The sequence below is a fragment of the Intestinimonas sp. genome (assembly GCF_026169115.1).
In the GTDB taxonomy this organism is placed as follows: domain Bacteria; phylum Bacillota; class Clostridia; order Oscillospirales; family Oscillospiraceae; genus Intestinimonas.
Window position 1 is genome coordinate 17,340 of the sequence record NZ_JAPFEA010000026.1, and the last position, 21,826, is coordinate 39,165.

Below are 21,826 nucleotides of genomic sequence, written 5' to 3' on the forward strand. Positions count from 1 at the left end.
GACCATGGACATCAAGAAACAATTCAAGGAAGGTCTGGTCACTCAGAACCCGGTGCTGGTGCAGCTTCTGGGTATGTGCTCCACCATGGCCATCACCACCGTCTTCTTCAACGGTGTGGGCATGGGTCTGGCCGTGCTCATCATCCTGACCTGCTCCAACATCGTTATCTCCGCCCTGCGGAAGATCATCCCCGACAAGATCCGTATCGCCTGCTTCATCGTGGTCATCGCCAGTTTCGTGACCATCGTAGATTTGCTGCTCCAGGCCTTTGTGCCGGCGCTGGCTGACAGCTTGGGCGTGTTCATCCCCCTCATCGTGGTCAACTGCATCATCCTGGGCCGTGCCGAGGGCTTCTGCTACAAGAACGGCGTGGCTGCCTCCGCTGTGGACGGCATTTTCCAGGGCATTGGCTACACCTGGGTCCTCATTGTCATGTGCCTGGTCCGCGAGTTCCTGGGCAATGGCACCATCCTGGGCGGCCTGAGTTTCCTCAACGACGGCAACGGCATCCGCATCCTCCCCGAGGGCGTGGGCGCGCTGGGTATCTCCCTCCCCGTCGGCGGCTTCCTGGTGCTGGCGGCGCTGATCGCCTTCATGCAGTGGGCCCTGGCCCGTGCCGAGAAAAACAAGACTGAGGAGGTGGCGAAGTAATGGATTTTGCCGGACTGTTCTCCATCGCCCTGGGCGCGATTTTGGTCAACAACTTCATCTTCGCCCAGTTCCTGGGCATCTGCCCCTTCATGGGCGTGTCCAAAAAGGTCGATACCGCCTTGGGCATGGGCCTGGCCGTGACCTTCGTCATGGGTCTGGCCTCCGCTGTGTGCTGGCTCATCAATGAGTTCCTGCTGGTCAACCCCGCCATCTACGGCGAGGGCAAGCCCAACCTGGCCTTCATGCAGACCATCGCCTTCATCCTGGTCATCGCCTCCCTGGTGCAGTTCGTGGAGATGTTCCTGAAGAAGAACGTCCCCTCCCTGTATCAGGCCCTGGGCATCTATCTGCCCCTCATCACCACCAACTGCGCTGTGCTGGGCGTGGTGCTGCTGAACGTGCAGAACAACTACAACTTCATTGAGAGCGTTGTCTACGGCATCACCGGCGGCCTGGGTTTCCTGCTGGCCATCTTCCTCTTCGCCAGCGTCCGTGAGCGGCTGGATGCCACCATGGACTGCCCCAAGGCCTTTGAAGGGTTCCCCATCGCTCTGGTCACCGCCGGCCTCATCGCTCTGGCCTTCATGGGCTTCAGCGGCCTGAAGGTGTTTTAAGGAGGGGCTGAAATGAATCTGGTTTTATTTGCATTCCTGATCCTGGGCGGCCTGGGCCTGGTCTTCGGCGGTGTGCTGGCCTTTGCCTCCCGCGTGTTCGCCGTGGAGGTGGACCCCCGTGAGGAGGCCATTGCCGGCTGTCTGCCCGGCGCCAACTGCGGCGGCTGCGGCTTTCCCGGCTGCGGCGGCTACGCGGCCGCTGTGGTGAAGGGGGAGGCCCCCGTCAACAAGTGCACCGCCGGAGGCGCCGCTGTGGCCGCCCAGATCGCGGAGATCATGGGCGTGGCCGCCGGCGAGAGCGTCAAGATGGTGGCCGCGGTCCACTGCTCCGGCTGCGGCGCGGCCCATCAGAAGTACGAGTACATCGGTGTCCACGACTGCGTGGCGGCTGCCCGTCTTCCCGGCGGCGGCCCCCTGAGCTGCGACTTCGGCTGCCTGGGCATGGGTTCCTGTGAGAAGGTCTGCCCCTTCGACGCCATCCACGTGGTGGACGGTGTGGCCAAGGTGGACGAGGACAAGTGTAAGGCATGTAACCAGTGTGTGGATGTCTGCCCCCGCCACATCATTGCGCTGGAGCCCTACAAGACCAAGAAGCACGTCACCATCCCCTGCTCCTCCAAGGAGAAGGGCCCCGCTGTCACCAAGGTGTGCACCAACGGCTGTATCGGCTGCTCCCTGTGTGCCAAGTCCTGCCCCAAGGAAGCCATCACCATGGTCAACAACCTGGCTGTCATCGACTACGAGAAGTGCATCGGCTGCGGTATCTGCGCCCAGAAGTGCCCCCGCAAGCTGATTACTGTGGACGGCAAGGTGCCCGAGGTGAAGCCCGCTGCTCCCAAGGCTGCGCCGGCCGCCCCCAAGGCTGCCGCCCCCGCCGCCGAGGCTCCCAAGGCCGAAACCAAGGAGTAAGCACGCGTCCCCATGCGGGGCATACAAGCAAAAACAGCAAGCAAGAGCGGCGCAGCTATCATAGCTGCGCCGCTCTTTTTGTCATGGCTCCGGCACTTCCATGCGGGTCTCATATCGTCCCTGCCAATGCTTCATCAGCGGGGACATCGGCTCCCACACGGATCTTTGACCCTTATTCATACTTCTTTCCGGCGATGGAGGCTGTCACCAGCACCCCCAGCACCACCGCCAGCGTCAGAGGCAGCTCCAGCGTGAGGGCGTGGCCGGGCCACAACGTGTGGACCACCCCCCACAGCAGCGGGTAGAGGGCCAGGGCCCCCAGGATCCACCAGCGCAGGGCGTTCAGGATGTGGGGCCAGTTTCCGTTGTGGAAGCGCACCCCCACCAGATTCATGCGGAAGAAGCCGTCGCTGTATGAGGTGATGCGGTTTTCGTCGTAATAAGTGGGCAGCCGCTCCTTTACCCAGAAGCACAGCCAGGCCCCGAAGAGCAGGCACAGCCCCTCCACCAGCAAAACGGTGGAGGACATATCCTCCATGGAGAAGCCCAGGGCCAGCAGGGCGGCGGTCTCCCCCAGCCCGGCCAGGGCGCAGGCCCAAAAGCCCAGCCTCCACCGCCGCCGGGCCCCACGGACCGCCCTGTTCTCCTCCTCCCTCAGACGCAGGGCGGAGCCCACCAGGGCCTCCACCTCCGCCGCCGGCAGGGTCTCCCGGGCGTCCCGCTCCCCCCGGAGCAGCTCGGCGACGCTCACCCCCAGGCAGTCAGCCAGGGGGATGAGCAGGGACACGTCGGGCAGGCTCAACGCCCGCTCCCACTTGCTCACCGCCTTATCCGACACGAAAAGCAGCTCCGCCAGCTCCTTCTGGGTCAGGCCCTTCTCCTTCCGCAGTCGGAGCAGAAAGGCGCCGAATCGCTCCTTGTCGATCTCAAATCTGTCGTTTTCATACATGTCAGCCTTCCTCCTTGCTCCCCCATTCTGCCAGAGCCGCGGCAAGCTGTCAACCGACTGCCGGTAGAGTCCTTGGGCCCCAATGGTTTGCCCCCTTCCTGCCCGGAGGGGGCCCACCAACGGTTTCTGTCCGGACACCCCCGCCCGCAAGGAAAATTCCGCATTGTCACTGTCCCGCACCTGTGTTATAATACCCTTAAACTTTTCCACATTAAATTGCAAAGGAGACTGAACCATGCGCAGCGACAACGTGACCAAAGGCGTGGAGCGCGCCCCCAACCGCTCCCTTTTCTATGCCCTGGGCTACACCAAGGAGGAGCTGGAGCGGCCCCTCATCGGCGTGGTCTGCTCCCAGAACGAGATCGTCCCCGGCCACATGAACCTGGACAAAATCGCCGAGGCGGTGAAGGCCGGCATCCGCATGGCCGGCGGCACCCCCATCGAGTTCCCCGCCATCGCCGTGTGCGACGGCATCGCCATGGGCCATATCGGCATGAAGTACTCCCTGGTCACCCGGGAGCTCATCGCCGACTCCACCGAGGCCATGGCCATGGCCCACCAGTTCGACGGCCTGGTGATGATCCCCAACTGCGACAAGAATGTGCCGGGGCTGCTGATGGCCGCCGCCCGGCTGAACATCCCCGCCATCTTCTGCTCCGGCGGGCCCATGCTGGCCGGCCGTCTGGGCGATGGCCGCCGCTCCTGCCTCAGCCATATGTTCGAGGCGGTGGGGGCCTACAAGGCCGGCAAGCTGGACGAGGCCGGCGTGGAGGACTATGAGAACAACGCCTGCCCCACCTGCGGCTCCTGCTCGGGCATGTATACCGCCAACTCCATGAACTGTCTCACCGAGGGCATCGGCATGGCCCTGCGGGGCAACGGCACCATCCCCGCCGTCCTCTCCGCCCGGCTGCGGCTGGCCAAGCACACCGGCATGCAGATCATGGAGCTGGTGAAGCGGGACATCCGCCCCCGTGACATCATGACCGAGGCCGCCTTCCACAACGCCGAGACCCTGGACATGGCTCTGGGCTGCTCCACCAACTCCATGCTCCACCTGCCCGCCATCGCCCACGAGTGCGGCATCGAGCTCTCCTTCGACATGGCCAACGAGATTAGCCGCAAAACCCCCAACCTCTGCCATCTGGCCCCCGCCGGGGACACCTACATCGAGGACCTGGACCGGGCCGGCGGCGTCTACGCCGTCATGAAGGAGCTCACCAAAAAGGGCCTGCTGGACACCTCCGGCATCACCGTCACCGGCAGGACGGTGGCTGAGAACCTGGAGGGGGTGGAGAACACCGACCCCGAGATCATCCGGCCCATCGACAACCCCTACTCCCCCTACGGCGGCATCGCCGTCCTCAAGGGCTCCCTGGCCCCCGAGGGCTGCGTGGTCAAGCAGTCCGCCGTGGCCGAGGAGATGATGGTCCACACCGGCCCCGCCCGGGTCTTCGACTCCGAGGACGACGCCATCGCCGCCATCTATGCCGGTAAGATCCGCTCCGGCGACGTGGTGGTCATCCGCTATGAGGGGCCCAAGGGCGGGCCCGGCATGCGGGAGATGCTCAACCCCACCTCCGCCATCGCCGGCATGGGCCTGGACAAGTCGGTGGCCCTCATCACCGACGGCCGCTTCTCCGGCGCCACCCGCGGCGCTTCCATCGGCCACGTCTCCCCCGAGGCCGCCCTGGGCGGGCCCATCGCCTTCGTGGAGGAGGGGGACACCATCGCCATCGACATTCCCAACTGCAAGATCGACGTGCTGGTGGACGAGGCCACCCTGGCTGAGCGGAAGGCCAAGTGGGTCTGCCCCGAGCCCCGGGTCCAGACCGGCTACCTCCGCCGCTACGCCAAGCTGGTCACCTCCGCCGCCCGCGGCGCTGTATTGGAGTAACTGTTCTTTTTCTCGAGAGAAAAAGAATTTTTGTTACCGCTCTGATTGTGTCCCCGAAACAGAACTTCGATGCACGACGACCAACGCAGTAGAAGACTTTTCCATTCGGTGTGCCGCTCCCTACCGCCGGGCCGGGTCCTATGACCCGGCCCGGTCTTTTTCCCCCCGCAACAGATCGTTGCCCCCCATTTTCGCATGAATTGCTTTTCAAAATGTGTCGGAAGGCGCTATACTGGCATCAAGGAGGTGCTCCTATGATGAATCAAACGGAATCCTTCGGCGTCCGTCTGGCCCAGCTGCGCCGGGACGCCGGTCTTTCCCAGCAGGGGCTGGCCCAGGCTCTCTCTGTCACCCGCCAGGCTGTCTCCAACTGGGAGCGGGACCAAACCGTCCCTGACCTGGACATGCTCCGCTCCATCGCCACCGCCCTGGGCACCAACCTGAATACCCTGTGCGGCGTAGAAGCCCTGCCGCGTCGCAGGCCCCGGCGGACCCTCCCCCGTCCCGTCCTGGCCCTCTCCCTCTGCGCCGCCTTCTGTCTGGGCGCGGGCCTGGGACTGTGGTCCAGCCGCACTCCGCCGGAACCTGTCCCGGATGCCACTGTCTCTACAACTCTGTCCGCCCACCGGATCAGCTACACCACCCCTAGCGGCATCAAGGTGACCACCGCCGCCGACGATGCCCTGAAGGTCTCCGACAAGCTGGCCGCCCTACCGGAGCAGGCCCCCGGCCCAGTGGAGCTCACAGCGCAGCTCAGGGATGATTTTTCCTACTTCGCCCAGCAGTACGTCCTCCGCTTCCTCCCCGACTATCAGGACGGTGCCTTTCTCTCTGACTGGGACGATGTGCTGTTGTGGTGCTACCGCTCCGGGTGCAGCAACGGCGACATCATGCCCCCCCAGACAGTGGCCGACTACCTGGCCCGTTTCTTCGGCTATGAGGGGGAGCTTCCCGCCCAGGGGACAGAACAGTTTCCGCTGAAAAGCGGCGGCTATTACCCGGAGTGCGGCGCCTTCACCACCTCTGATGATGTCTACACCCTCAGCAGCCTGGAGCTGCTGGAGGACGGGACCTATCGGGCGCTGCTCCAGGCAAAGCCCTACGGCATGACCCTGGAGCTGACCCTCTCCCCCACCGACAACGGTCTGCTCCTCCACTACGCCCTCAAGACCTATGGTTCCTGACCCGTACCGCTTCGCCCGGGCCCTTTTCAAAAGGGTCCGGGCTTTTTTCGCTTCTCTATTGACTTATATCGAATATCGTTATACTATGATTATACCGATATTCGATATAGTTTGGAGGTGAGGACATGGCCCGAAAGAAGCTGGATACCCTGACAGAGCAGATGTACTATGTCCTCCTCTCCCTCACGAAGGAACGCCACGGCTACGGCATCATGCAGTATGTCTCTGAGCTCACGGGGGGGCGGGTGGCCATCGGAGCGGGGACCCTGTACGCCCTGCTCTCCCGCTTTGAAAAGGAGGGGCTCATCCAGCTCGCCGCCGAGGAGGAGAACCGGAAACGCTACCGCCTCACCGACGAGGGGCGGAAGGTGCTGGAGGAGGAATTTGACCGGCTCCGTCGGCAGGTGGCCGACGGCGTTCGGGTACTCAGAGAGGAGGACGACCATGAAAACGACTAGCTGGGCCCTGTTCACCTACCCCGTCATGGACATCAAGGCCGCCGAAGCCCTTCTCAACCGCCGCGCGGCGGAGGGCTGGACCCTGGACCGGGTCTATCTGGGCGCCTTTGCCCGTTTTGTCCCCGCCGACACGCGGTCAGCCTGGTGCGTGGACTGGAGCCGCCCCGGCTACAGCGAGCGGCCCGACTACCTGGCCCTCTGCGCCGACGCCGGATGGACCCTGGTCCAGAAGGTGGGGGCCTTCAACCTCTACAAGGCCCCCATCGGCACCCCGCCCATCCAGACCGACGGGGTGGAGGAGGCCCGCCGCTTCCGGCGGGAGGTGCTGCTCTGCGGGCTGAAAAGCTGGGCCGTTCTGCTGGGCCTGCTCCTGGTTCTGGCCGCTCTGTGGCTGCTGGTCTCAGAGGGGTCCTGGCGAAGCGCCCTCATGGCCGTCCTCCTCACCAACGTCGGCCTTACCCTCCTTCTCTCCCTCCCCGCCATCCTGACAGGCTGGCTGCTCTGGACTGGCCGTCTCCTGCTGCGGCTGCGGCAGTGGGACCGGGCGGCGGGCGGCCCCCTGCCTGTCCCCGGCCAAAGGAGCGCCGGGGCGGCGGCCTGGCTGTGCCTGCTCTGCCGGCTCTGGGGCGTGGCCGTCCTCATCTGCTTCCTGCTGGACGCCGGCCTGCATATGCGGCTGAGTACCGCCCTGGGTATGCTCATCGGAAGCCTGCTGGGTCTGTCCTTTCATCAGCACCGCAGGGACAAGGAGGGGCGCAGCCCAATCAACAGTCCCATCAACACAGTCCTCAATGCCCTGATCCTCTCCGCTGTCCTCTTCGCCGCATTTCTCACTCCATTGACTGACCGTCTCATGCCCGCCCCCGTGCTGGAAAATAAAACCTTTGTCTCCGGCGCACAGCGTGAGGACCAGGATTTTCGAAACCGCTCCGGCCTTCATTTCACCGATGGTCCACTCTACGCCTCCGCTTCGGACGAGGGTTCCTTCGGTCTGCGGCACCAGAGCTGGCGTGAGGAGACGGAGGAGGATTTCGGGACCAGCTACTCAGTCCGCCGGAGTTGGCTGGGACGGCCCTACCTGGTCCCTATGGGCGGGGGCTATCTGGTGGACTGCTACACCGCCCGCTGGGAATGGCTCTCCCGGCTGGTGCAGGATCTGCTGCGGGAACCCTGGTATCCGCCCCTGGAGGGATATACCGACGTGTGGCTCCAGGAGGCCGACCTGGGCGGCGGCAAGACCGACTCCCTGCTCCTCCTCCGCTCCGGCAAGACCGTGGTGATGGTGGAGACCCGCTCCGGCCCCATCCCCCGGTCTCAGGTCGACCGGCTCCTCTCCCTCTTATCGTCTGACCAGGAGGTGTGACCATGAAAAAAGAAAACTGGGTCCTGTTTCCCTTTCTCCCCATGGACTACAAGGCGGCGGAGGTCTGGCTCAACCAGAAAGCTGCCCAGGGCTGGCAGTACGCCAATGAGACCACCCTGTGGGGCTACCTGATTTGTCTGCGGCGGACGGAGCGCACCGACCTCCGATACTGTGTGGACATCTCCGGCGGCACAGCGGACCAGGACTACCGGGATTTTCTGGAACAGGCAGGCTGGGTCTGGGAGGGCACCGTCCGGTGCATGGATCTTTTCTCCTCTCTGCCCGATGCCGCCCCCGTCCCCATTCAGACCGACGCCGACCTGGAGCGGCAACGGTTTGGCCGGCGCTACTTCTGGCGGACCTGGCTGACGAATCTGGCCGTCTCTCTGGCGGCTGTGGCCCTGCTGGTCTGGCTTTTCGGTTATCAGATGCCCCCCACCGACCTCCCCCTCTTTTTCCTCTCCCTGCTCTCCTCCTGGTGGGGTCTCTTCCGCCTGGCCCTCCTCCCTATCCTCCTGGTCTCCATTTTGTGGGAGCTCACCGCCCTGCCCCTCTACTACTTCCGATCCCGGCGGGAGGGTCTGCCCGACGCCGACCCCAAGGGGGCCTGGCGGCGGGGCGTGGCGGAGTTTACCGTCTCCATGCTCGTCAAACTGCTGCTCATCCTGAATGTGGTTCTGTCCTTTCTCCCCGGTTTGGATGGTTCCTATGACTACCAAGAGCGGGAGACCCTGCGGAACGAACCTGTGGTGATGGCGGAGGATGTGGGCCTCACCTACTCCGGCTCCGGCGTGGACCTGGGCTCCCACACCGGCACTATCTTGGTGGAGCGGTGGGAATATCGGGAGCTGGCAGAGCGGATAAACGCCCAATCCGGCTGGCTGCGTACCGACCTCTACCGGTGCTGCTCGAAGGGGCTGGCCTCCTGGGCCGCCCAGGCCCTCATGGAGGACGATCCTTTCACCCCGGTAGCGCTGGGCTTTGAGGAGAGCTGGATCTGCCAGCCCGATGAAACACTTGGTTCCTATGTCCTGGTCCTCCGGGAGGGAAAGACCGCCCTCCGGCTGTCCGGCCCTGTGGACTGGACAGCGGAGGAATACCGGGGTATACTGGAAGAGCTATTGAACGAATAGGAGGTCATCACCATGTCTGAACTGCTGTTTGTCAACGCCTGTGTCCGGGGGGAGCGGTCCCGCACCCTGGCCCTGGCCCGTCATTTTCTCTCGGAATACGCCAAAATCCACCCGGAGGTCACCGTCACCGAGCGGGACCTGATGGCTGACCGGCTGGAGCCCCAATATCCCGAGGTACTGGCCCGCCGGGATGAGCTGTGGAACGCCGGAAAGCTGGACGATCCCAGCTTTGCCCCCGCTCGCCAGTTTGCCGGGGCGGACAGCATCGTCATCGCCGCCCCCTTCTGGGATCTCTCCTACCCCGCCATCCTGAAAATTTATCTGGAGCGCATTTCGGTGTGCGACATCACCTTCGGCTACGACGCCGACGGCAACAGCGTCGGCCTGAGCCGGGCGGAAAAGCTGCTCCTCATCACCACACGGGGCGGCAACTTCTCCCTGCCGGAGACCGAATGGATGGAGTCGGGGGCCCGGCACCTCAAGGCCCTGTGCGCCATGTACGGCATCCCCAGCTTCCAGCTTTTATGCGCTGAGGGCCTGGACGACGTCCGCAACGACAAGGCCGCCCTCCTGGCCCAGGCCATGGGAGAGGCGGAGACCCTGGCCGCCTCCTTCTGAGCACATGAAAAAGGAGATCGAGCATCTATGAAGCACATCCTGCTGCTCACCACCGGCGGGACCATCGCCTCCCGGCCCACCGACGAGGGTCTGGCCCCCGGCATGGACGGGGAGGACCTGGCCCGGCGCATCCCCTTCCTCACCGACAGCTATACCGTCACCGTCCGGGACATCCTGCACCTGGACTCCTCCAACATCCAGCCGGAGGAGTGGCAGCTCATCGCCCGGGCGGTGTACGCCGAGCGGGCGGGCTATGACGGCATTGTGGTCACCCACGGCACCGACACCATGGCCTACACCGCCTCCATGCTCAGCTTCATGCTCAGGGGCATCCCCATCCCGGTGGTGCTCACCGGCAGCCAGCTCCCCATTGAGCACCCCCTCACCGACGCCCTGGAAAACCTGCGCATCGCCTTCGCCATGGCCTGCTCCGGCGCAGCCGGGGTCTTTGTGGCCTTTGACCGGAAGGTCATTCTGGGCTGCCGGGCGGTCAAGACCCGCACCAAGGACTTTGACGCCTTTGAGAGCGTCAACTGGCCCCTGGTGGGGAACGTGGACGCCGGCGGGCTCCACATCGCCCCCGCCGCCCTGCCCCCCCGCGCCGGCGGGGACTGCGTGCTCAGGAGCGAGCTGTGCCGGGATGTCTTCCTCATCAAGCTCACCCCCGGCCTGGACCCGGAGATCTTCGATATGCTCCACCAGATGCACTACCGGGGCGTGGTCATTGAGGCTTTCGGAGCTGGCGGGCTCCACTTCATCCGCCGTGACCTCATCTCCAAGCTCCACAGCGCCGCCCAGGCGGGGATGACGGTGGTGGTCTGCTCCCAGTGTCTCTATGAGAGCAGCGACTTCACCCTCTATCAGTCCGGGCAGAAGGCCCTGGCCCAGGGGGTCCTCCAGGGCTGGGACATGACCACCGAGGCCGCCGTTACCAAGCTCATGTGGGTGCTGGGCCAGACCTCCGACCCCGCCGCCATCCGGGACTATTTCAGCCGCAGTCTCTGCGGCGAAGTGGCCGCCGGGCAGCGGCAGTAGCCCCCCAGCTTCCCCCCCATAAGCGTCATTTACAGCCCGTATCCACGAAAGCACAGCACAGAAAGCGAGGAACAGTATGGAACAGACAACCGATTTGCATGTGAGGATCGACGGCGTGGACCGCAGCTATCCCCGCGGGACCCGCTACCAGACCATCGCGGAGGACGTCCAGGCACAGTATCCCCACCGGATCCTTCTGGTGAACCGGGAAGGCAGGCTCTGCGAGCTGTCCAAGTCCCTGGACCGGGACTGCACCTTGAAGATGGTGACCACGGTGGACAAGCCCGGCATGCAGACCTATGAGCGCAGCGCGGTCCTTCTCATGCTCAAGGCTTTTTACGACGTGGTGGGCCGGGCGCAGATTGACCGGGTCACGGTGGAATACTCCATCAGCCACGCCCTCTTTGTCCGGGCTGCGGGGCGGTTCTCTCTGGACCAGGCGCTGCTGGAACAGGTGGAGGCCCGGATGCGGGCGCTGGTATCCCTGGCCCTGCCCATTCAAAAGCACTCGGTCAACACATGGGACGCGGTGGACTTTTTCCAGAAAAACGGCATGCCTGACAAGGCCCGGCTGCTCAGCTACCGCATCAGCTCCCATGTGAACCTCTACACCCTGGACGGCTTCACCGACTATTTTTACGGCTATATGGTGCCGGACACCAGCTACCTGACCTGCTTCGGTCTGGAGCCATACGAGGACGGCTTCGTTCTGCGGCTGCCCGATCAGGCCGATCCCGCCCGACTGGCGGAGTTCCAGCCCTCCGCCAAGGTCTTCCGCACCCTCCACGACGCCTCCGACCTGGCCATGTCCATGGGCATCTCCACCGTGGGCGAGCTGAACACCGCCATCTCCGAGGGGCAGGCCACCCAGATGGTCCTGGCCCGGGAGGCCATGATGGAAAAGGAGATCGGCGACATCGCCCATGAGATTGCCGCCCGGAAGGACGTCCGCTTCGTCATGATCGCGGGCCCCTCCTCCTCCGGCAAGACCACCTTCTCCCACCGCCTGTCCACCCAGCTCATCGCCTGCGGGATGCATCCCCACCCCATCGCGACAGACAACTACTTCAAAAACCGGGCGGACACCCCCCGGGACGAGAATGGTCAGTACGATTTCGAGGGGCTGGGCGCCATGGATGTGGAGCAGTTCAACGCCGACATGTCCCGCCTGCTGCGGGGCGAGACGGTGGAACTGCCCCGCTACAACTTCATCAAGGGCGTCCGTGAATATAACGGCGACACCCTGACCCTTGGCCCCCAGGATATTCTGGTCATTGAGGGCATCCACTGCCTCAACGAGTCCTTCACCCATGCCCTGCCCAAGGAGAGCAAATATAAAATTTACATCAGCTGCCTGACCACCCTGAACGTGGACGACCACAACCGCATCCCCACCACCGACGCCCGCCTGCTGCGGCGCATCGAGCGGGATGCCCGCACCAGGGGCTACGGCGCCCGGGCCACCATCCGTATGTGGCCCTCTGTCCGCAGGGGGGAGGAGCGGAACATCTTCCCCTATCAGGACAGCGCCGACCGCATCTTCAACTCTGCCCTGATCTATGAGACCGCCCTGCTGCGCCCCTATGTGGAGCCGCTGCTCTTCGGCGTGCCCCGGGACTGCGAGGAGTATCTGGAGGCAAAGCGTCTGCTGAAATTCCTCAGCTACTCCCTGCCCCTGCCCGCCGATGACGTCCCCAAGACCTCCCTGATGCGGGAGTTCATCGGCGGCGGCTGCTATCAGGTCTGAGCGCGCCATCCACGCTCCGGCGGCTCGAAACGCTGTACGCTGCTCCATCTATGTAAAAAGCCCGGCAAAGCCGGGCTTTTTACATAGATAAATTCCATACCCCAATAGACGCAAAAACCCCGGAAGCCTTGCAGCTTCCGGGGTTTGAGACAAAAACAGTAAACTCAGCGCTTGGAGAACTGAGGAGCACGACGGGCGGCCTTCAGACCGTACTTCTTACGCTCCTTCATACGAGGATCGCGGGTGAGGTAGCCGGCGCTCTTGAGGGCGGGGCGGTACTCCTCGTTCATCTTCAGCAGGGCGCGGGCCACACCGTGACGGATAGCGCCGGCCTGGCCGGTGACACCGCCGCCGGCGACGGTGGCGACGATGTCCACCTTGCCCATGTTCTCAGTGGCGACCAGGGGCTGACGCACAATGAGCTTCAGGGTCTCAAGGCCGAAGTAATCGTCGATGTCGCGGCCATTGATGGTGATGGCGCCGGTGCCGTTGGGGAAGAGGTGGACGCGGGCCACGGAGGACTTCCGGCGGCCAGTACCGTAGTGGTAAGGCTTCTTGCTCTTATACATCTTCGAAATTCCTCCTTATTCCTGAGTCCAGGCCTCGGGCTTCTGAGCCGCGTGGATGTGCTCAGCGCCGCGATAGATCTTCAGACGGGACAGAGAGTCCTTGGTGATGATGTTCCGGGGCATCATGCCGCGGATGGCCAGCTTCATGGCCAGCTCAGGCTTGTCCTGCATCAGCAGACGGTACTTGGTCTCGTGCAGGCCGCCGGGGTAGCCGGAATGGGTGCGGTAGTACTTCTGCTCCAGCTTCTTGCCGGTCAGAACGGCCTTCTCGGCGTTGATGACGATGACGAAATCGCCGCAGTCGGCGTGCGGGGTGTACTCGGGCTTATGCTTGCCGCGCAGCAGAGTGGCAGCGGTGGCAGCGGTCTTACCGAGGGGCTTGCCAGCCGCGTCCAGAATGTACCACTTGCGGACGATGTTGCCCTTGTTGGCCATAAAAGTGGACATGGTCTAACCTCCAATTTGTACTTCTATGAGATAAATTTGGTCTAAACACAATCAACGCCCCACTCTTATGAAGTGGAGCGTGTTGTATTATAACCCAAGTACCGGGCGGTGTCAACCGCTTTTCAAAACTTTTTTCATTTATATTTTTCAATCTCTTGTTTTCTCTCCTTTACTCTCCCATACTCTCATTTTCTCGTTTTCAATTTTCATTTTTTCTTCCCAGATCCTGTCTGGCGCTCCGGCCCCGGTTGTGGTACAATAGCCGCAATGCTTACAAAGTAGAGAGAGGATCACTGATGCTGAACCGAATTATGAGCTATACCCGCCGCTGTGTGGAAGACTATGATATGATCCAGGCCGGGGACCGGATCGCCGTGGGGGTCTCCGGCGGCAAGGATTCCCTCACCCTCCTGGCCGCCCTGGCCGGGCTGGCGGCTTTTTATCCCAAGCCCTTTACTGTGGAGGCCTTCACTCTGGATATGGGCCATGTAGACGGCGGCGCAGGCATGGATTTCACCCCGGTGGCCGCCTACTGCGAAAAACTGGGCGTCCCCTACACCATCCTCCCCTCCGAGATCCACCACATCATCTTCGACCTCCGCAAGGAGAAGAACCCCTGCTCCATGTGCGCCAAAATGCGGCGGGGCGCCCTCCACAACGCCATCCGGGAGCAGGGCATCACCAAGATCGCCCTGGGCCACCACTTTGACGACGCCGTCGAGACCTTCTTCCTCTCCCTCTTCTATGAGGGGCGGCTCTCCTGCTTCCAGCCGGTGACCTATCTGGACCGCATGGGCATCACCCAGATCCGCCCCCTCCTCTACTGCTCAGAGTGGATGCTGCGCAGAGCCGCCGAGGCGGAGGGGCTGCCGGTGGTCTTCAACCCCTGCCCTGCCGACGGCTACACCAAGCGCCAGGAGGTCAAGGAGCTCATCCGCACCCTCTCCAAAGACTACCCCGACCTGCGGGAGAAGGTCTTCTCTGCCATGCAGCGGCTCCCCCTTCCCGCCTGGGGCCCCCAGGAGCACCGCCGCCGCCCTCTGGCCGAGGACGACGCCCTCTGACATGGAAAAACCGCCGCCGACTCAAAGTCGGCGGCGGTTTTTGCTGTTTGTTCAGCCGCGCACCCCGGACCGGACCCCCAGCTTACGGAGCACATAGGGGGAATCGGTGACCAGATTCACCGGCTTGGTGAAGTCCAGGGTGAACAGGCCCAGAGAGGACCGGGCGTCCACCATGATGGCCCCATCCGGGGAGTGGACATATACAGGCTCATCCGCCTTGCAGGCCAGCTGCTGCAAACGGTAGAGCTCCTCAATAGAGTCGATTTGAATCGGTACGATCATTGCTGTTTACCTCCTGACGAAAGGCTGTGGTCACTTGCCGCGTCTCCTTCCGCACCTTCATCCTCCCAGTGCAGATGGACGCAGCGGCCAAAGGGGAGATGTTGCCTGGGACCCTCGCCCTTTTGACAGGCAAAGTATACCACGCGTCTTTTTCTCGCACAATGGGCAGGATAACTAAAATTAGAAGCTATTTCTACTTTCGTTTGAAGCTATTTCTAGTTGCGTTCATCGTTTTTTACAAAATTTCATTGTTGGTAGCACAACTTTTGTGCAGGTTATAAAAGGGCGCGGCGGGATACTTCCCGCCGCGCCTTGTGTTTCTTTTATCCACTTTTACCCGTCTTACTTCATGAGGGAGCAGACCAGCTCCGTATAGCTTGCGGGGTCCTCCAGGGGGAAGCCGGCGATGAGGAGGGCCTGCTGGTAGAGGAGCTCGGCGTAGGTCCTGGCCTTCTCCTGGTCCTCCCCAATGGCAGAGCGGAGGGCGGCGAAGGCGCCGGAGTCGGGGTTGAGCTCCAGGACCCGGGCGGCCTTCATCTCCTTGGCGGCGTTGGGGTCCATCTTCTGGAAGTACTTCTCCATCTCGAGAGAGACGGGGCCGTCGGCGGTCATGCATACCGGGGCGGTCTTGAGGATCTTGGAGACCCGGACCTCCTTGACCCGCTCGCCCAGGGTCTCCTTCACGAAGTCCAGCACATCCTTGCTCTCCTCGGTCTTCTTCTCGGTCTCAGCCTTCTCCTCGTCGGACTGGGGGAGGGCATCGTCGTCATTGACATTCTTGAGGGCCTTGCCGTCCACCTCACCCAGGGTGTTCATGACGAACTCGTCCACCTCCTCGGTGAGGTAGAGGATCTCGTAGCCCTTGTCCAGGATGCGCTCGGCCTGGGGCAGCCTGGCGGCCTGCTCCACGCTCTCAGACTGGAGGAAATAAACGTACTGCTGATCCTCGCTCATCCGGTCCTTGTAGGCGGCCAGAGAGGTGTTCTTGCCCTCCTTGGAGGACCAGAACAGCAGCAGGTCCTTCAGTAGGTCTTTGTGGGCGCCGTAGTCGGAGACCACGCCGTACTTCACCTGCCGGCCAAAGGCGGACCAGAACTTCCCGTACTTCTCCGTGTCATCTTTCTGGAGCTTGAGGAGCTCGGTCTTCACCTTTTTCTCCAGGTTGGTGGCGATGACCTTGAGCACCCGGGTGTGCTGGAGCATTTCTCTGGAGATGTTCAGGGAGAGGTCGGGGGAGTCCACCACGCCGCGGACGAAGGAGAAGTGGTCGGGCACCAGGTCGGCGCACTTGTCCATGATGAGGACGCCGGAGGAGTAGAGCTGGAGCCCCTTTTCATAGTCGCGGCTGTAATAGTCAAAGGGGGCGTGGGCGGGGATGAAGAGCAGGGCGGTGTACTCCACAGCGCCCTCGGCCTTCACATGGATGACGGCCAGGGGGTCCTCCCAGTCGCCGAACTTCTCCTTATAAAACTCGTTGTACTCCTCGGGCTTGACCTCGCTCTTGGGGCGCTGCCAGATGGGCACCATGGAGTTGAGGGTCTCCCACTCCTTGTGGGTCTCATACTCCGGCTTGTAGTCCTCCCCAGCGTCCTCCGGCCTGGGCTTCATGTGGGTGTGCTCCATCTCCATGACGATGGGGTAGTGGATGTAGTCGGAGTACTTCTTCACCAGGTCGTCCAGGCGGTACTGCTGGAGGTACTGGTCATAGTCCTCCTCCTCAGCATTGGCCTTGATATGGAGGATGACGTCGGTGCCCACCATCTCCTTCTCGCACTCGGTGATGGTATAGCCGTCGGCGCCGGAGGACTCCCACTTCCAAGCGGTGTCCTGGCCGTAAGCCTTGGAGAGCACGGTGACCTGGTCGGCCACCATGAAGGCGGAGTAGAAGCCCACGCCGAACTGACCGATGATGTCGGCCACGTTCTGTTCCTCACCGCCTTCCTTGGCGGCCATCTCCTGCTTGAACTGGAGGGAGCCGCTGCGGGCGATGGTGCCCAGGTTGGCCTCCATCTCCTCCTTCGTCATACCGATGCCATTGTCGCTGATCGTGAGGGTGCGCCCGTCCTTGTCCGGGAGGAGCCGGATCTTGAAGTCGGAGCGGTTCAGGCCCACCTGGTCATCTGTGAGGGCCTTGTAGGCCAGCTTGTCCACCGCGTCGCTGGCGTTGGAGATGAGCTCCCGGAGGAAGATCTCCTTGTGGGTGTAGATGGAGTTGATCATCAGGTCCAGCAGCCGCTTGGACTCCGCCTTGAATTGTTTCTTCGCCATGGTACATGCCTCCAGTATATATGTGAATCTTCTTAAAAATTAAAAAACGATAGGTTAGCACTCTCCACTTTTGAGTGCTAACCTATCATAGTCCTTCGCAGGCGATTTTTCAAGGGGGTTCAAGAAATGTTTACAAATTATCCGGCAGAGGTGTCCATGGCGGCCTGGAGGTCGGCCAAGGCTACCTCCTCTCCCCAGTGGGTCTTGATGAAGTCGATGACGCCGTCTCCGAAGGAGAGCCCCACTGCCTCGTCATCCAACGTCACCAGGTAAACGTTCTGCCAGTCCAAAGCGTGGACTCGGAGCCGGCTGTCCACATAGGCCCCGCCGGCCAGCAGATGGGGAGCTAGCTCCGGTGGGTCAGTGACGAAGGCCGCCCCCATACGGAAGGCCACGGCCCCCTTGCCATCCTCCTTGGTGGTGCCCAGCACGCCCAGAAACTCGGTGAGCTCCCAGCCGGTGTAGCCTACATCCCGGACCTCCGCCAGCCGGCCGTCGTAGTAGCCGTCCACCAGGTCCCGGTACTTCTCGTAATAGGTCTCGTTGATGTATAAATCTTGGTCACAACTGGTGCGCAGGAGCTGGTAGAGGGCCGTATCCTCCAGGTGGACCCTGCCGTCGGGCAGGTTTTCCCCACCAAATATCTCCACTACATTCGTCTCCAGACCGGCCTGGAGGTGGAGGGCATCCACCCCGGAGTAGCCCTCCTGGCCTTTGGGGGCGATGTAGCAGTCCAGGGACCACACCACATCAGTGTCCGATCCATTGAGGGTAAGGTCAGCATGGTCGATGGGGTGACTCGCTGCCTCGTTCAGCAGGGCAGCCACCTCCTCTCCTGCTGGCGGCTCGTTGGGGCCGTACCAGCTCACATGGCCGATGTCCTCCTCTGTCAGCCCGGAAAGCAGGTCCAGCAACCCATCCTCCTCCGGGATGGGCTCCATATGGGGAGGGGGGGCAGTCACCTGCGGCGGGTTCGACGTCGAGCTGCAGCAGCAAAGGGCAGCCAGCAGCGCCCCGGCCAGCAACAGCGACAGCAGAGTTTTCTTCATGATCCTCCCACCTTTCCTCTCCAGCTTACCACAGGGAGCGTGGGAAAGGGTGACAACCGGGTGACAAATGAGTGACAAAGGGGGTTCCAGCCGGCGGGCCGGAGGCAGAGGGACCGCCCCGTCCGTCCTAAACCCTCAAGGGCGGCAAGGCGGCGGTCACGGCTTCGGCCATGAGGCGGTGGCCCTCCCTGTCCGGGTGGAGACCGTCCAGGTAGTGGGCGCGGCCCTCCGGGGGCAGGAGCCCCGGGACGGCAAAGTTCACTGTCTGGAAGCCAAAGGTCCCAGCGAAGCGCACCAGCCAGTCCCGGTAGGCGGAAAACACCGGCAGGAGCCTTTTATAATCGGTGAGGGCCAGCCAGGGCTCGGGAATCCCCTCGGCATAGACCGGCGGGGGCAGGCCGATCATGGGCCGGATGCGGTTGGCCGCCGCCTGATGGGCCATAGCGGCCAGCGCGGAGCGTGCGGGGGCATCGCTGCCCCCGAAGATGATGTCGTTGGCGCCCCCCATCAGCAGCACCCGGTCCGGCTTTTCGTCCAGCACGTCCCGCCCGAACCGGGAGAGCATGCCGCCGGCGGTGTCCCCGTTGAGCCCCCGATTCACCAGGGTGTGGCCGGTACGGGCCACGGCCAGACTCACCCAGCAGTCTCTGCGGGGTACGCCGTAGCCATAGGTCAGGCTGTCTCCCAGACAGACCAGCTTCATGTTCCCACCTCCCGGGCGGCTTCGCCGCCCTCTGTATGCCCCTCCAGTATAGCCCATCCCCGGCCCCGGCGCAAGAACTGCGCGCGGACATGGAAGCCTTGCACTGTTCCCAGATGCAGGCATTAGCACTCTATATCCAAGAGTGCTAATGTTTACAATTTAGACATATTTGTCTGTATATTTGTTCACAGGTCAAGGCGTATACTAGCCCCAGAAACAAAGAGATGGGGCCGCCACCAAGAGGGCCGGCCCCGGAAAGAGGATGGTTTTCATGGAAAATGCAAGATTCTAGCAGATTCTTCCCCAGATTGCTAACACACCTTGATTTTTGAAAGGAGCCCTTTTTATGTTTGGTATGATCCCGTTTGAGCGCAATGACGATAACTTTTTTGACCTGTTCGACAATTTTGAGCGCAAATTCTTCGGCAACAGCAGCGCCACCCTCCCCGACTTCCGCACCGACATCCGCGACGCTGGCGACCGTTTTATTTTAGAAGCCGAGCTGCCCGGCTTCCAGAAGGGGGACATCAAGCTGGATTTGAAGGACGGCATCCTCACCATCTCCGCCCAGCACAGCGAGAACAAAGAGGACAAGGACGAGAAGGGCAGCTACATCCGCAGGGAGCGCCGCTTCGGGTCCTTCAGCCGGTCCTTTGACATCACCGGCGTGGATGAGGAGCGGATCACCGCCTCCTACAACAACGGCGTGCTGGAGCTGAATCTGCCCAAGGCTGTGCCTGTGGTGCCCGAGGCCAAGCGCATCGCCATCGAGTAAAGACCTGGCGAGGGAGCCGGTCGGCAGGGCCGACCGGCTCCTTTTGGGTTTGGTGAAGTCAGACGCGCCTCTCTCCCGTCATTCTGAGGCCGCAGGCCGAAGAATCCGCATCCCTCGTCCGCCTGCGTTTCCGTAAGGAGAAAGGACGGGGGCACGGATCCTTCGCTGCGCTCAGGATGACGCTGTCGGGCAGCGCTTCAGCGTCCCACGTGGCAGCCGAAGGCGCCCCCAGCCATTGACTTTTCTCTCAAAGAATCGCACATAATAAAAGCATGACACCCGAAAGGATGTGACTTCTCATGAACATGAATCAGTTTACCCAGAAATCTCTGGAGGCGGTGCAGTCGGCCCAGGCCATCGCCCAGGAATACGGCAACCAGCAGATCGAGCAGGCCCACTTCCTCTACGCCCTGCTGGAGCAGGAAAACGGCCTCATTCCCCAGCTGCTGGGCAACATGGGCATCACCTTCCCCAGCTTTGAGGCCGCCGCCCGCAAACAGGTGGAGGACCTGCCCCGGGTGACAGTGAGCGGCGGCCGGGAGGCTGGCAAGGTCTACATTGCCTCCGATGTGGACAGAGTGATGAACGGGGCCGAGTCCATCGCCAGGGGCATGAAGGACGAGTATATCTCGGTGGAGCACCTGTTTCTGTCCCTCATTGAGCACGCCAACCCCGGCCTGAAAGACCTTTTCCGCACCTACAACATCACCAAAGAGGGGGTGCTCCAGGCCCTCTCCGCCGTCCGTGGCAACCAGCGGGTGACCTCCGACAATCCGGAGGAGACCTACGACGCCCTGAAAAAGTACGGCTCCGACCTGGTGGAGCGGGCCCGGCAGAACAAGCTGGACCCGGTCATTGGCCGGGACGACGAGATCCGCAACGTCATCCGCATCCTGAGCCGGAAATCCAAAAACAACCCGGTGCTCATCGGCGAGCCCGGCGTGGGCAAGACCGCCATCGCCGAGGGTCTGGCTCAGCGGATCGTCAAAGGAGACGTTCCCGGCTCTCTGAAGGACAAGACCATCTTTGCCCTGGACATGGGCGCCCTCATCGCCGGGGCCAAGTACCGGGGCGAGTTCGAGGAACGGTTGAAGGCCGTTTTGAACGAGGTCAGGAAGAGCGAGGGCAAGATCATCCTCTTCATCGACGAGCTCCACACCATCGTGGGGGCCGGCAAGACCGAGGGCGCCATGGACGCGGGCAACCTCTTAAAGCCCATGCTGGCCCGGGGCGAGCTCCACTGCATCGGCGCCACCACCCTCAACGAGTACCGCCAGTATATCGAAAAAGACGCCGCCCTGGAGCGGCGCTTCCAGCCCGTCATGGTGAGCGAGCCCAGTGTGGAGGACACCATCGCCATCCTCCGTGGCCTCAAGGAACGCTACGAGGTCTTCCACGGCGTGAAGATCACCGACGGCGCCATCATCGCCGCCGCCACCCTCTCCAACCGCTATATCACGGACCGTTTTCTCCCCGACAAGGCCATCGATCTGGTGGATGAGTCCTGCGCCATGATCCGCACCGAGATCGACTCCATGCCCACCGAGCTGGACGTCATCCAGCGCAAGATCATCCAGCACCAGATCGAGGAGGCCGCCCTGAAGAAAGAGGACGATCCCCTCTCCCAGGAACACCTCCGTGAGATCCAGAAGGAGCTGGCCGAGATGCGGGACGAGTTCAGCGCCAAGAAGGCCCAGTGGGAGAACGAAAAGAACGCCATCGGCAAGGTCCAGAAGCTCCGGGAGGAGCTGGAGGCGGCGGGCGCTCAGCTGGAGAAGGCCCAGCGGGAATACGACCTCAACAAGGCCGCCGAGCTCCAGTACGGTAAGATCCCTGAACTCAAAAAGCAGTTGGAGATCGAGGAGGGCTATGCCCAGCAGTCCAAGGAGGATTCCCTGCTCCGGGACAAGGTCACCGAGGAGGAGATCGCCCGCATCATCCAGCGATGGACCGTCATCCCCGTCTCCAAGCTGATGGAGGGAGAGCGGGAAAAGCTCCTCCACCTGGAGGACATCCTCCACCAGCGGGCGGTGGGCCAGGACGAGGCCGTCCGCCTGGTGAGCGAGGCCATTTTGAGAAGCCGGGCCGGCATCGCCGCCCCCGACAAGCC

General features: G+C 62.6%; 21 protein-coding genes. 14 read left to right on the forward strand and 7 right to left on the reverse strand.

Annotated elements, in window-relative coordinates; translation table 11 throughout:
- The first annotated feature begins 4 nt into the window (after nucleotides 1–4).
- From rsxE to rnfB, 3 genes are read left to right on the forward strand one after another with little or no spacing between them, the layout of a single operon-like run.
- Nucleotides 5–652, forward strand: a complete 648-nt coding sequence (gene rsxE, locus Q0Y09_RS02385) for an electron transport complex subunit RsxE (RefSeq protein ID WP_297717008.1) — start codon at nucleotides 5–7, stop codon at nucleotides 650–652.
- On the forward strand, nucleotides 652–1,266 hold the full coding sequence (gene rsxA, locus Q0Y09_RS02390) for an electron transport complex subunit RsxA (protein ID WP_297717012.1): 615 nt from the start codon (nucleotides 652–654) through the stop codon (nucleotides 1,264–1,266). The genes rsxE and rsxA overlap by 1 nt, the downstream gene beginning before the upstream one ends.
- A gap of 12 nt (nucleotides 1,267–1,278) precedes the next feature.
- Nucleotides 1,279–2,175, forward strand: a complete 897-nt coding sequence (gene rnfB / locus Q0Y09_RS02395) for an RnfABCDGE type electron transport complex subunit B (RefSeq protein ID WP_297717015.1) — start codon at nucleotides 1,279–1,281, stop codon at nucleotides 2,173–2,175.
- Nucleotides 2,176–2,347: 172 nt separating this feature from the next.
- Here the strand turns inward: rnfB and Q0Y09_RS02400 are convergent, their stop codons facing one another.
- Nucleotides 2,348–3,124 carry a helix-turn-helix transcriptional regulator gene (locus Q0Y09_RS02400; protein ID WP_297717018.1) on the reverse strand — a complete coding sequence of 259 codons (777 nt, stop codon included), beginning with the start codon at nucleotides 3,122–3,124 and terminating at the stop codon, nucleotides 2,348–2,350.
- Between the two features lie 235 nt (nucleotides 3,125–3,359).
- On the opposite strand from Q0Y09_RS02400, the gene ilvD reads away from it, so the two are divergent.
- The 8 genes from ilvD to Q0Y09_RS02440 all read left to right on the forward strand — a co-directional run bounded on the left by ilvD (nucleotide 3,360) and on the right by Q0Y09_RS02440 (nucleotide 12,559).
- Nucleotides 3,360–5,021: a dihydroxy-acid dehydratase gene (ilvD, locus tag Q0Y09_RS02405; protein ID WP_297717021.1), complete on the forward strand. Its 1,662-nt coding sequence runs from the start codon at nucleotides 3,360–3,362 to the stop codon at nucleotides 5,019–5,021.
- A gap of 254 nt (nucleotides 5,022–5,275) precedes the next feature.
- The gene (locus Q0Y09_RS02410; RefSeq protein WP_297717024.1) at nucleotides 5,276–6,205 is read left to right on the forward strand and encodes a helix-turn-helix domain-containing protein; all 930 of its coding nucleotides are present in this window, start codon (nucleotides 5,276–5,278) and stop codon (nucleotides 6,203–6,205) included.
- Nucleotides 6,206–6,330: 125 nt separating this feature from the next.
- Nucleotides 6,331–6,663, forward strand: coding sequence for a PadR family transcriptional regulator (locus Q0Y09_RS02415; protein ID WP_297717027.1), 333 nt, complete (start codon nucleotides 6,331–6,333; stop codon nucleotides 6,661–6,663).
- Nucleotides 6,650–8,026 carry a DUF2812 domain-containing protein gene (locus tag Q0Y09_RS02420; protein ID WP_297717030.1) on the forward strand — a complete coding sequence of 459 codons (1,377 nt, stop codon included), beginning with the start codon at nucleotides 6,650–6,652 and terminating at the stop codon, nucleotides 8,024–8,026. Before Q0Y09_RS02415 ends, Q0Y09_RS02420 begins: the two co-directional genes overlap by 14 nt.
- A 2-nt stretch (nucleotides 8,027–8,028) precedes the next feature.
- Nucleotides 8,029–9,159, forward strand: coding sequence for a DUF2812 domain-containing protein (locus Q0Y09_RS02425; protein WP_297717033.1), 1,131 nt, complete (start codon nucleotides 8,029–8,031; stop codon nucleotides 9,157–9,159).
- Nucleotides 9,160–9,171: 12 nt separating this feature from the next.
- On the forward strand, nucleotides 9,172–9,777 hold the full coding sequence (locus Q0Y09_RS02430) for an NAD(P)H-dependent oxidoreductase (RefSeq protein WP_297717036.1): 606 nt from the start codon (nucleotides 9,172–9,174) through the stop codon (nucleotides 9,775–9,777).
- A 27-nt stretch (nucleotides 9,778–9,804) separates the two neighbouring features.
- Nucleotides 9,805–10,812, forward strand: a complete 1,008-nt coding sequence (locus Q0Y09_RS02435; protein ID WP_297717039.1) for an asparaginase — start codon at nucleotides 9,805–9,807, stop codon at nucleotides 10,810–10,812.
- A 76-nt stretch (nucleotides 10,813–10,888) separates the two neighbouring features.
- Nucleotides 10,889–12,559: a nucleoside kinase gene (locus Q0Y09_RS02440; protein ID WP_297717042.1), complete on the forward strand. Its 1,671-nt coding sequence runs from the start codon at nucleotides 10,889–10,891 to the stop codon at nucleotides 12,557–12,559.
- 164 nt (nucleotides 12,560–12,723) lie between these two features.
- On the opposite strand, the gene rpsI is transcribed toward Q0Y09_RS02440, so the two are convergent.
- Together rpsI and rplM are read right to left on the reverse strand one after the other, a co-directional pair.
- Complete coding sequence (gene rpsI, locus Q0Y09_RS02445) at nucleotides 12,724–13,128, reverse strand: 30S ribosomal protein S9 (protein ID WP_297717045.1); 405 nt, start codon at nucleotides 13,126–13,128, stop codon at nucleotides 12,724–12,726.
- Between the two features lie 15 nt (nucleotides 13,129–13,143).
- Nucleotides 13,144–13,575 (reverse strand): 50S ribosomal protein L13, encoded by a 432-nt coding sequence (gene rplM, locus Q0Y09_RS02450; RefSeq protein ID WP_297717049.1) that lies wholly within the window; start codon nucleotides 13,573–13,575, stop codon nucleotides 13,144–13,146.
- 296 nt (nucleotides 13,576–13,871) lie between these two features.
- Between rplM and Q0Y09_RS02455 the strand changes: the two genes are divergently transcribed.
- Complete coding sequence (locus Q0Y09_RS02455) at nucleotides 13,872–14,639, forward strand: ATP-binding protein (RefSeq protein ID WP_297717052.1); 768 nt, start codon at nucleotides 13,872–13,874, stop codon at nucleotides 14,637–14,639.
- Between the two features lie 51 nt (nucleotides 14,640–14,690).
- Here Q0Y09_RS02455 and Q0Y09_RS02460 read toward each other — a convergent pair whose 3' ends face one another.
- The 4 genes from Q0Y09_RS02460 to Q0Y09_RS02475 form a co-directional block, all read right to left on the reverse strand.
- Nucleotides 14,691–14,921 (reverse strand): hypothetical protein, encoded by a 231-nt coding sequence (locus Q0Y09_RS02460; RefSeq protein WP_297717055.1) that lies wholly within the window; start codon nucleotides 14,919–14,921, stop codon nucleotides 14,691–14,693.
- 342 nt (nucleotides 14,922–15,263) lie between these two features.
- Nucleotides 15,264–17,189, reverse strand: coding sequence for a molecular chaperone HtpG (gene htpG, locus Q0Y09_RS02465; RefSeq protein WP_297717058.1), 1,926 nt, complete (start codon nucleotides 17,187–17,189; stop codon nucleotides 15,264–15,266).
- A gap of 137 nt (nucleotides 17,190–17,326) precedes the next feature.
- Nucleotides 17,327–18,238, reverse strand: coding sequence for a hypothetical protein (locus Q0Y09_RS02470; protein WP_297717061.1), 912 nt, complete (start codon nucleotides 18,236–18,238; stop codon nucleotides 17,327–17,329).
- Nucleotides 18,239–18,365: 127 nt separating this feature from the next.
- Nucleotides 18,366–18,941, reverse strand: a complete 576-nt coding sequence (locus Q0Y09_RS02475) for a GDSL-type esterase/lipase family protein (RefSeq protein ID WP_297717064.1) — start codon at nucleotides 18,939–18,941, stop codon at nucleotides 18,366–18,368.
- A gap of 346 nt (nucleotides 18,942–19,287) precedes the next feature.
- Here Q0Y09_RS02475 and Q0Y09_RS02480 point away from each other — a divergent pair, with 346 nt between their 5' ends.
- Both Q0Y09_RS02480 and Q0Y09_RS02485 read left to right on the forward strand, forming a co-directional pair.
- Nucleotides 19,288–19,716, forward strand: coding sequence for an Hsp20/alpha crystallin family protein (locus tag Q0Y09_RS02480; protein WP_297717067.1), 429 nt, complete (start codon nucleotides 19,288–19,290; stop codon nucleotides 19,714–19,716).
- Nucleotides 19,717–20,015: 299 nt separating this feature from the next.
- On the forward strand, nucleotides 20,016–21,826 hold a 1,811-nt coding region (locus Q0Y09_RS02485; protein WP_297717070.1), incomplete at its 3' end, for a Clp protease N-terminal domain-containing protein.

What these genes read in the sequence shown, in the direction of transcription:
- Q0Y09_RS02400 (WP_297717018.1), bottom strand. Translation starts at nt 3,124, where the DNA reads ATGTATGAAAACGACAGATTTGAGATCGACAAGGAGCGATTCGGCGCC.
- Q0Y09_RS02410 (WP_297717024.1), top strand. Translation starts at nt 5,276, where the DNA reads ATGATGAATCAAACGGAATCCTTCGGCGTCCGTCTGGCCCAGCTGCGC.
- Q0Y09_RS02480 (WP_297717067.1), top strand. Translation starts at nt 19,288, where the DNA reads ATGTTTGGTATGATCCCGTTTGAGCGCAATGACGATAACTTTTTTGAC.
- htpG (WP_297717058.1), bottom strand. Translation starts at nt 17,189, where the DNA reads ATGGCGAAGAAACAATTCAAGGCGGAGTCCAAGCGGCTGCTGGACCTG.
- Q0Y09_RS02455 (WP_297717052.1), top strand. Translation starts at nt 13,872, where the DNA reads ATGCTGAACCGAATTATGAGCTATACCCGCCGCTGTGTGGAAGACTAT.
- rsxE (WP_297717008.1), top strand. Translation starts at nt 5, where the DNA reads ATGGACATCAAGAAACAATTCAAGGAAGGTCTGGTCACTCAGAACCCG.
- Q0Y09_RS02415 (WP_297717027.1), top strand. Translation starts at nt 6,331, where the DNA reads ATGGCCCGAAAGAAGCTGGATACCCTGACAGAGCAGATGTACTATGTC.
- Q0Y09_RS02420 (WP_297717030.1), top strand. Translation starts at nt 6,650, where the DNA reads ATGAAAACGACTAGCTGGGCCCTGTTCACCTACCCCGTCATGGACATC.
- Q0Y09_RS02430 (WP_297717036.1), top strand. Translation starts at nt 9,172, where the DNA reads ATGTCTGAACTGCTGTTTGTCAACGCCTGTGTCCGGGGGGAGCGGTCC.
- Q0Y09_RS02425 (WP_297717033.1), top strand. Translation starts at nt 8,029, where the DNA reads ATGAAAAAAGAAAACTGGGTCCTGTTTCCCTTTCTCCCCATGGACTAC.
- rpsI (WP_297717045.1), bottom strand. Translation starts at nt 13,128, where the DNA reads ATGTATAAGAGCAAGAAGCCTTACCACTACGGTACTGGCCGCCGGAAG.
- rsxA (WP_297717012.1), top strand. Translation starts at nt 652, where the DNA reads ATGGATTTTGCCGGACTGTTCTCCATCGCCCTGGGCGCGATTTTGGTC.
- ilvD (WP_297717021.1), top strand. Translation starts at nt 3,360, where the DNA reads ATGCGCAGCGACAACGTGACCAAAGGCGTGGAGCGCGCCCCCAACCGC.
- Q0Y09_RS02440 (WP_297717042.1), top strand. Translation starts at nt 10,889, where the DNA reads ATGGAACAGACAACCGATTTGCATGTGAGGATCGACGGCGTGGACCGC.
- Q0Y09_RS02475 (WP_297717064.1), bottom strand. Translation starts at nt 18,941, where the DNA reads ATGAAGCTGGTCTGTCTGGGAGACAGCCTGACCTATGGCTACGGCGTA.
- Q0Y09_RS02435 (WP_297717039.1), top strand. Translation starts at nt 9,805, where the DNA reads ATGAAGCACATCCTGCTGCTCACCACCGGCGGGACCATCGCCTCCCGG.
- Q0Y09_RS02460 (WP_297717055.1), bottom strand. Translation starts at nt 14,921, where the DNA reads ATGATCGTACCGATTCAAATCGACTCTATTGAGGAGCTCTACCGTTTG.
- Q0Y09_RS02470 (WP_297717061.1), bottom strand. Translation starts at nt 18,238, where the DNA reads ATGAAGAAAACTCTGCTGTCGCTGTTGCTGGCCGGGGCGCTGCTGGCT.
- rnfB (WP_297717015.1), top strand. Translation starts at nt 1,279, where the DNA reads ATGAATCTGGTTTTATTTGCATTCCTGATCCTGGGCGGCCTGGGCCTG.
- rplM (WP_297717049.1), bottom strand. Translation starts at nt 13,575, where the DNA reads ATGTCCACTTTTATGGCCAACAAGGGCAACATCGTCCGCAAGTGGTAC.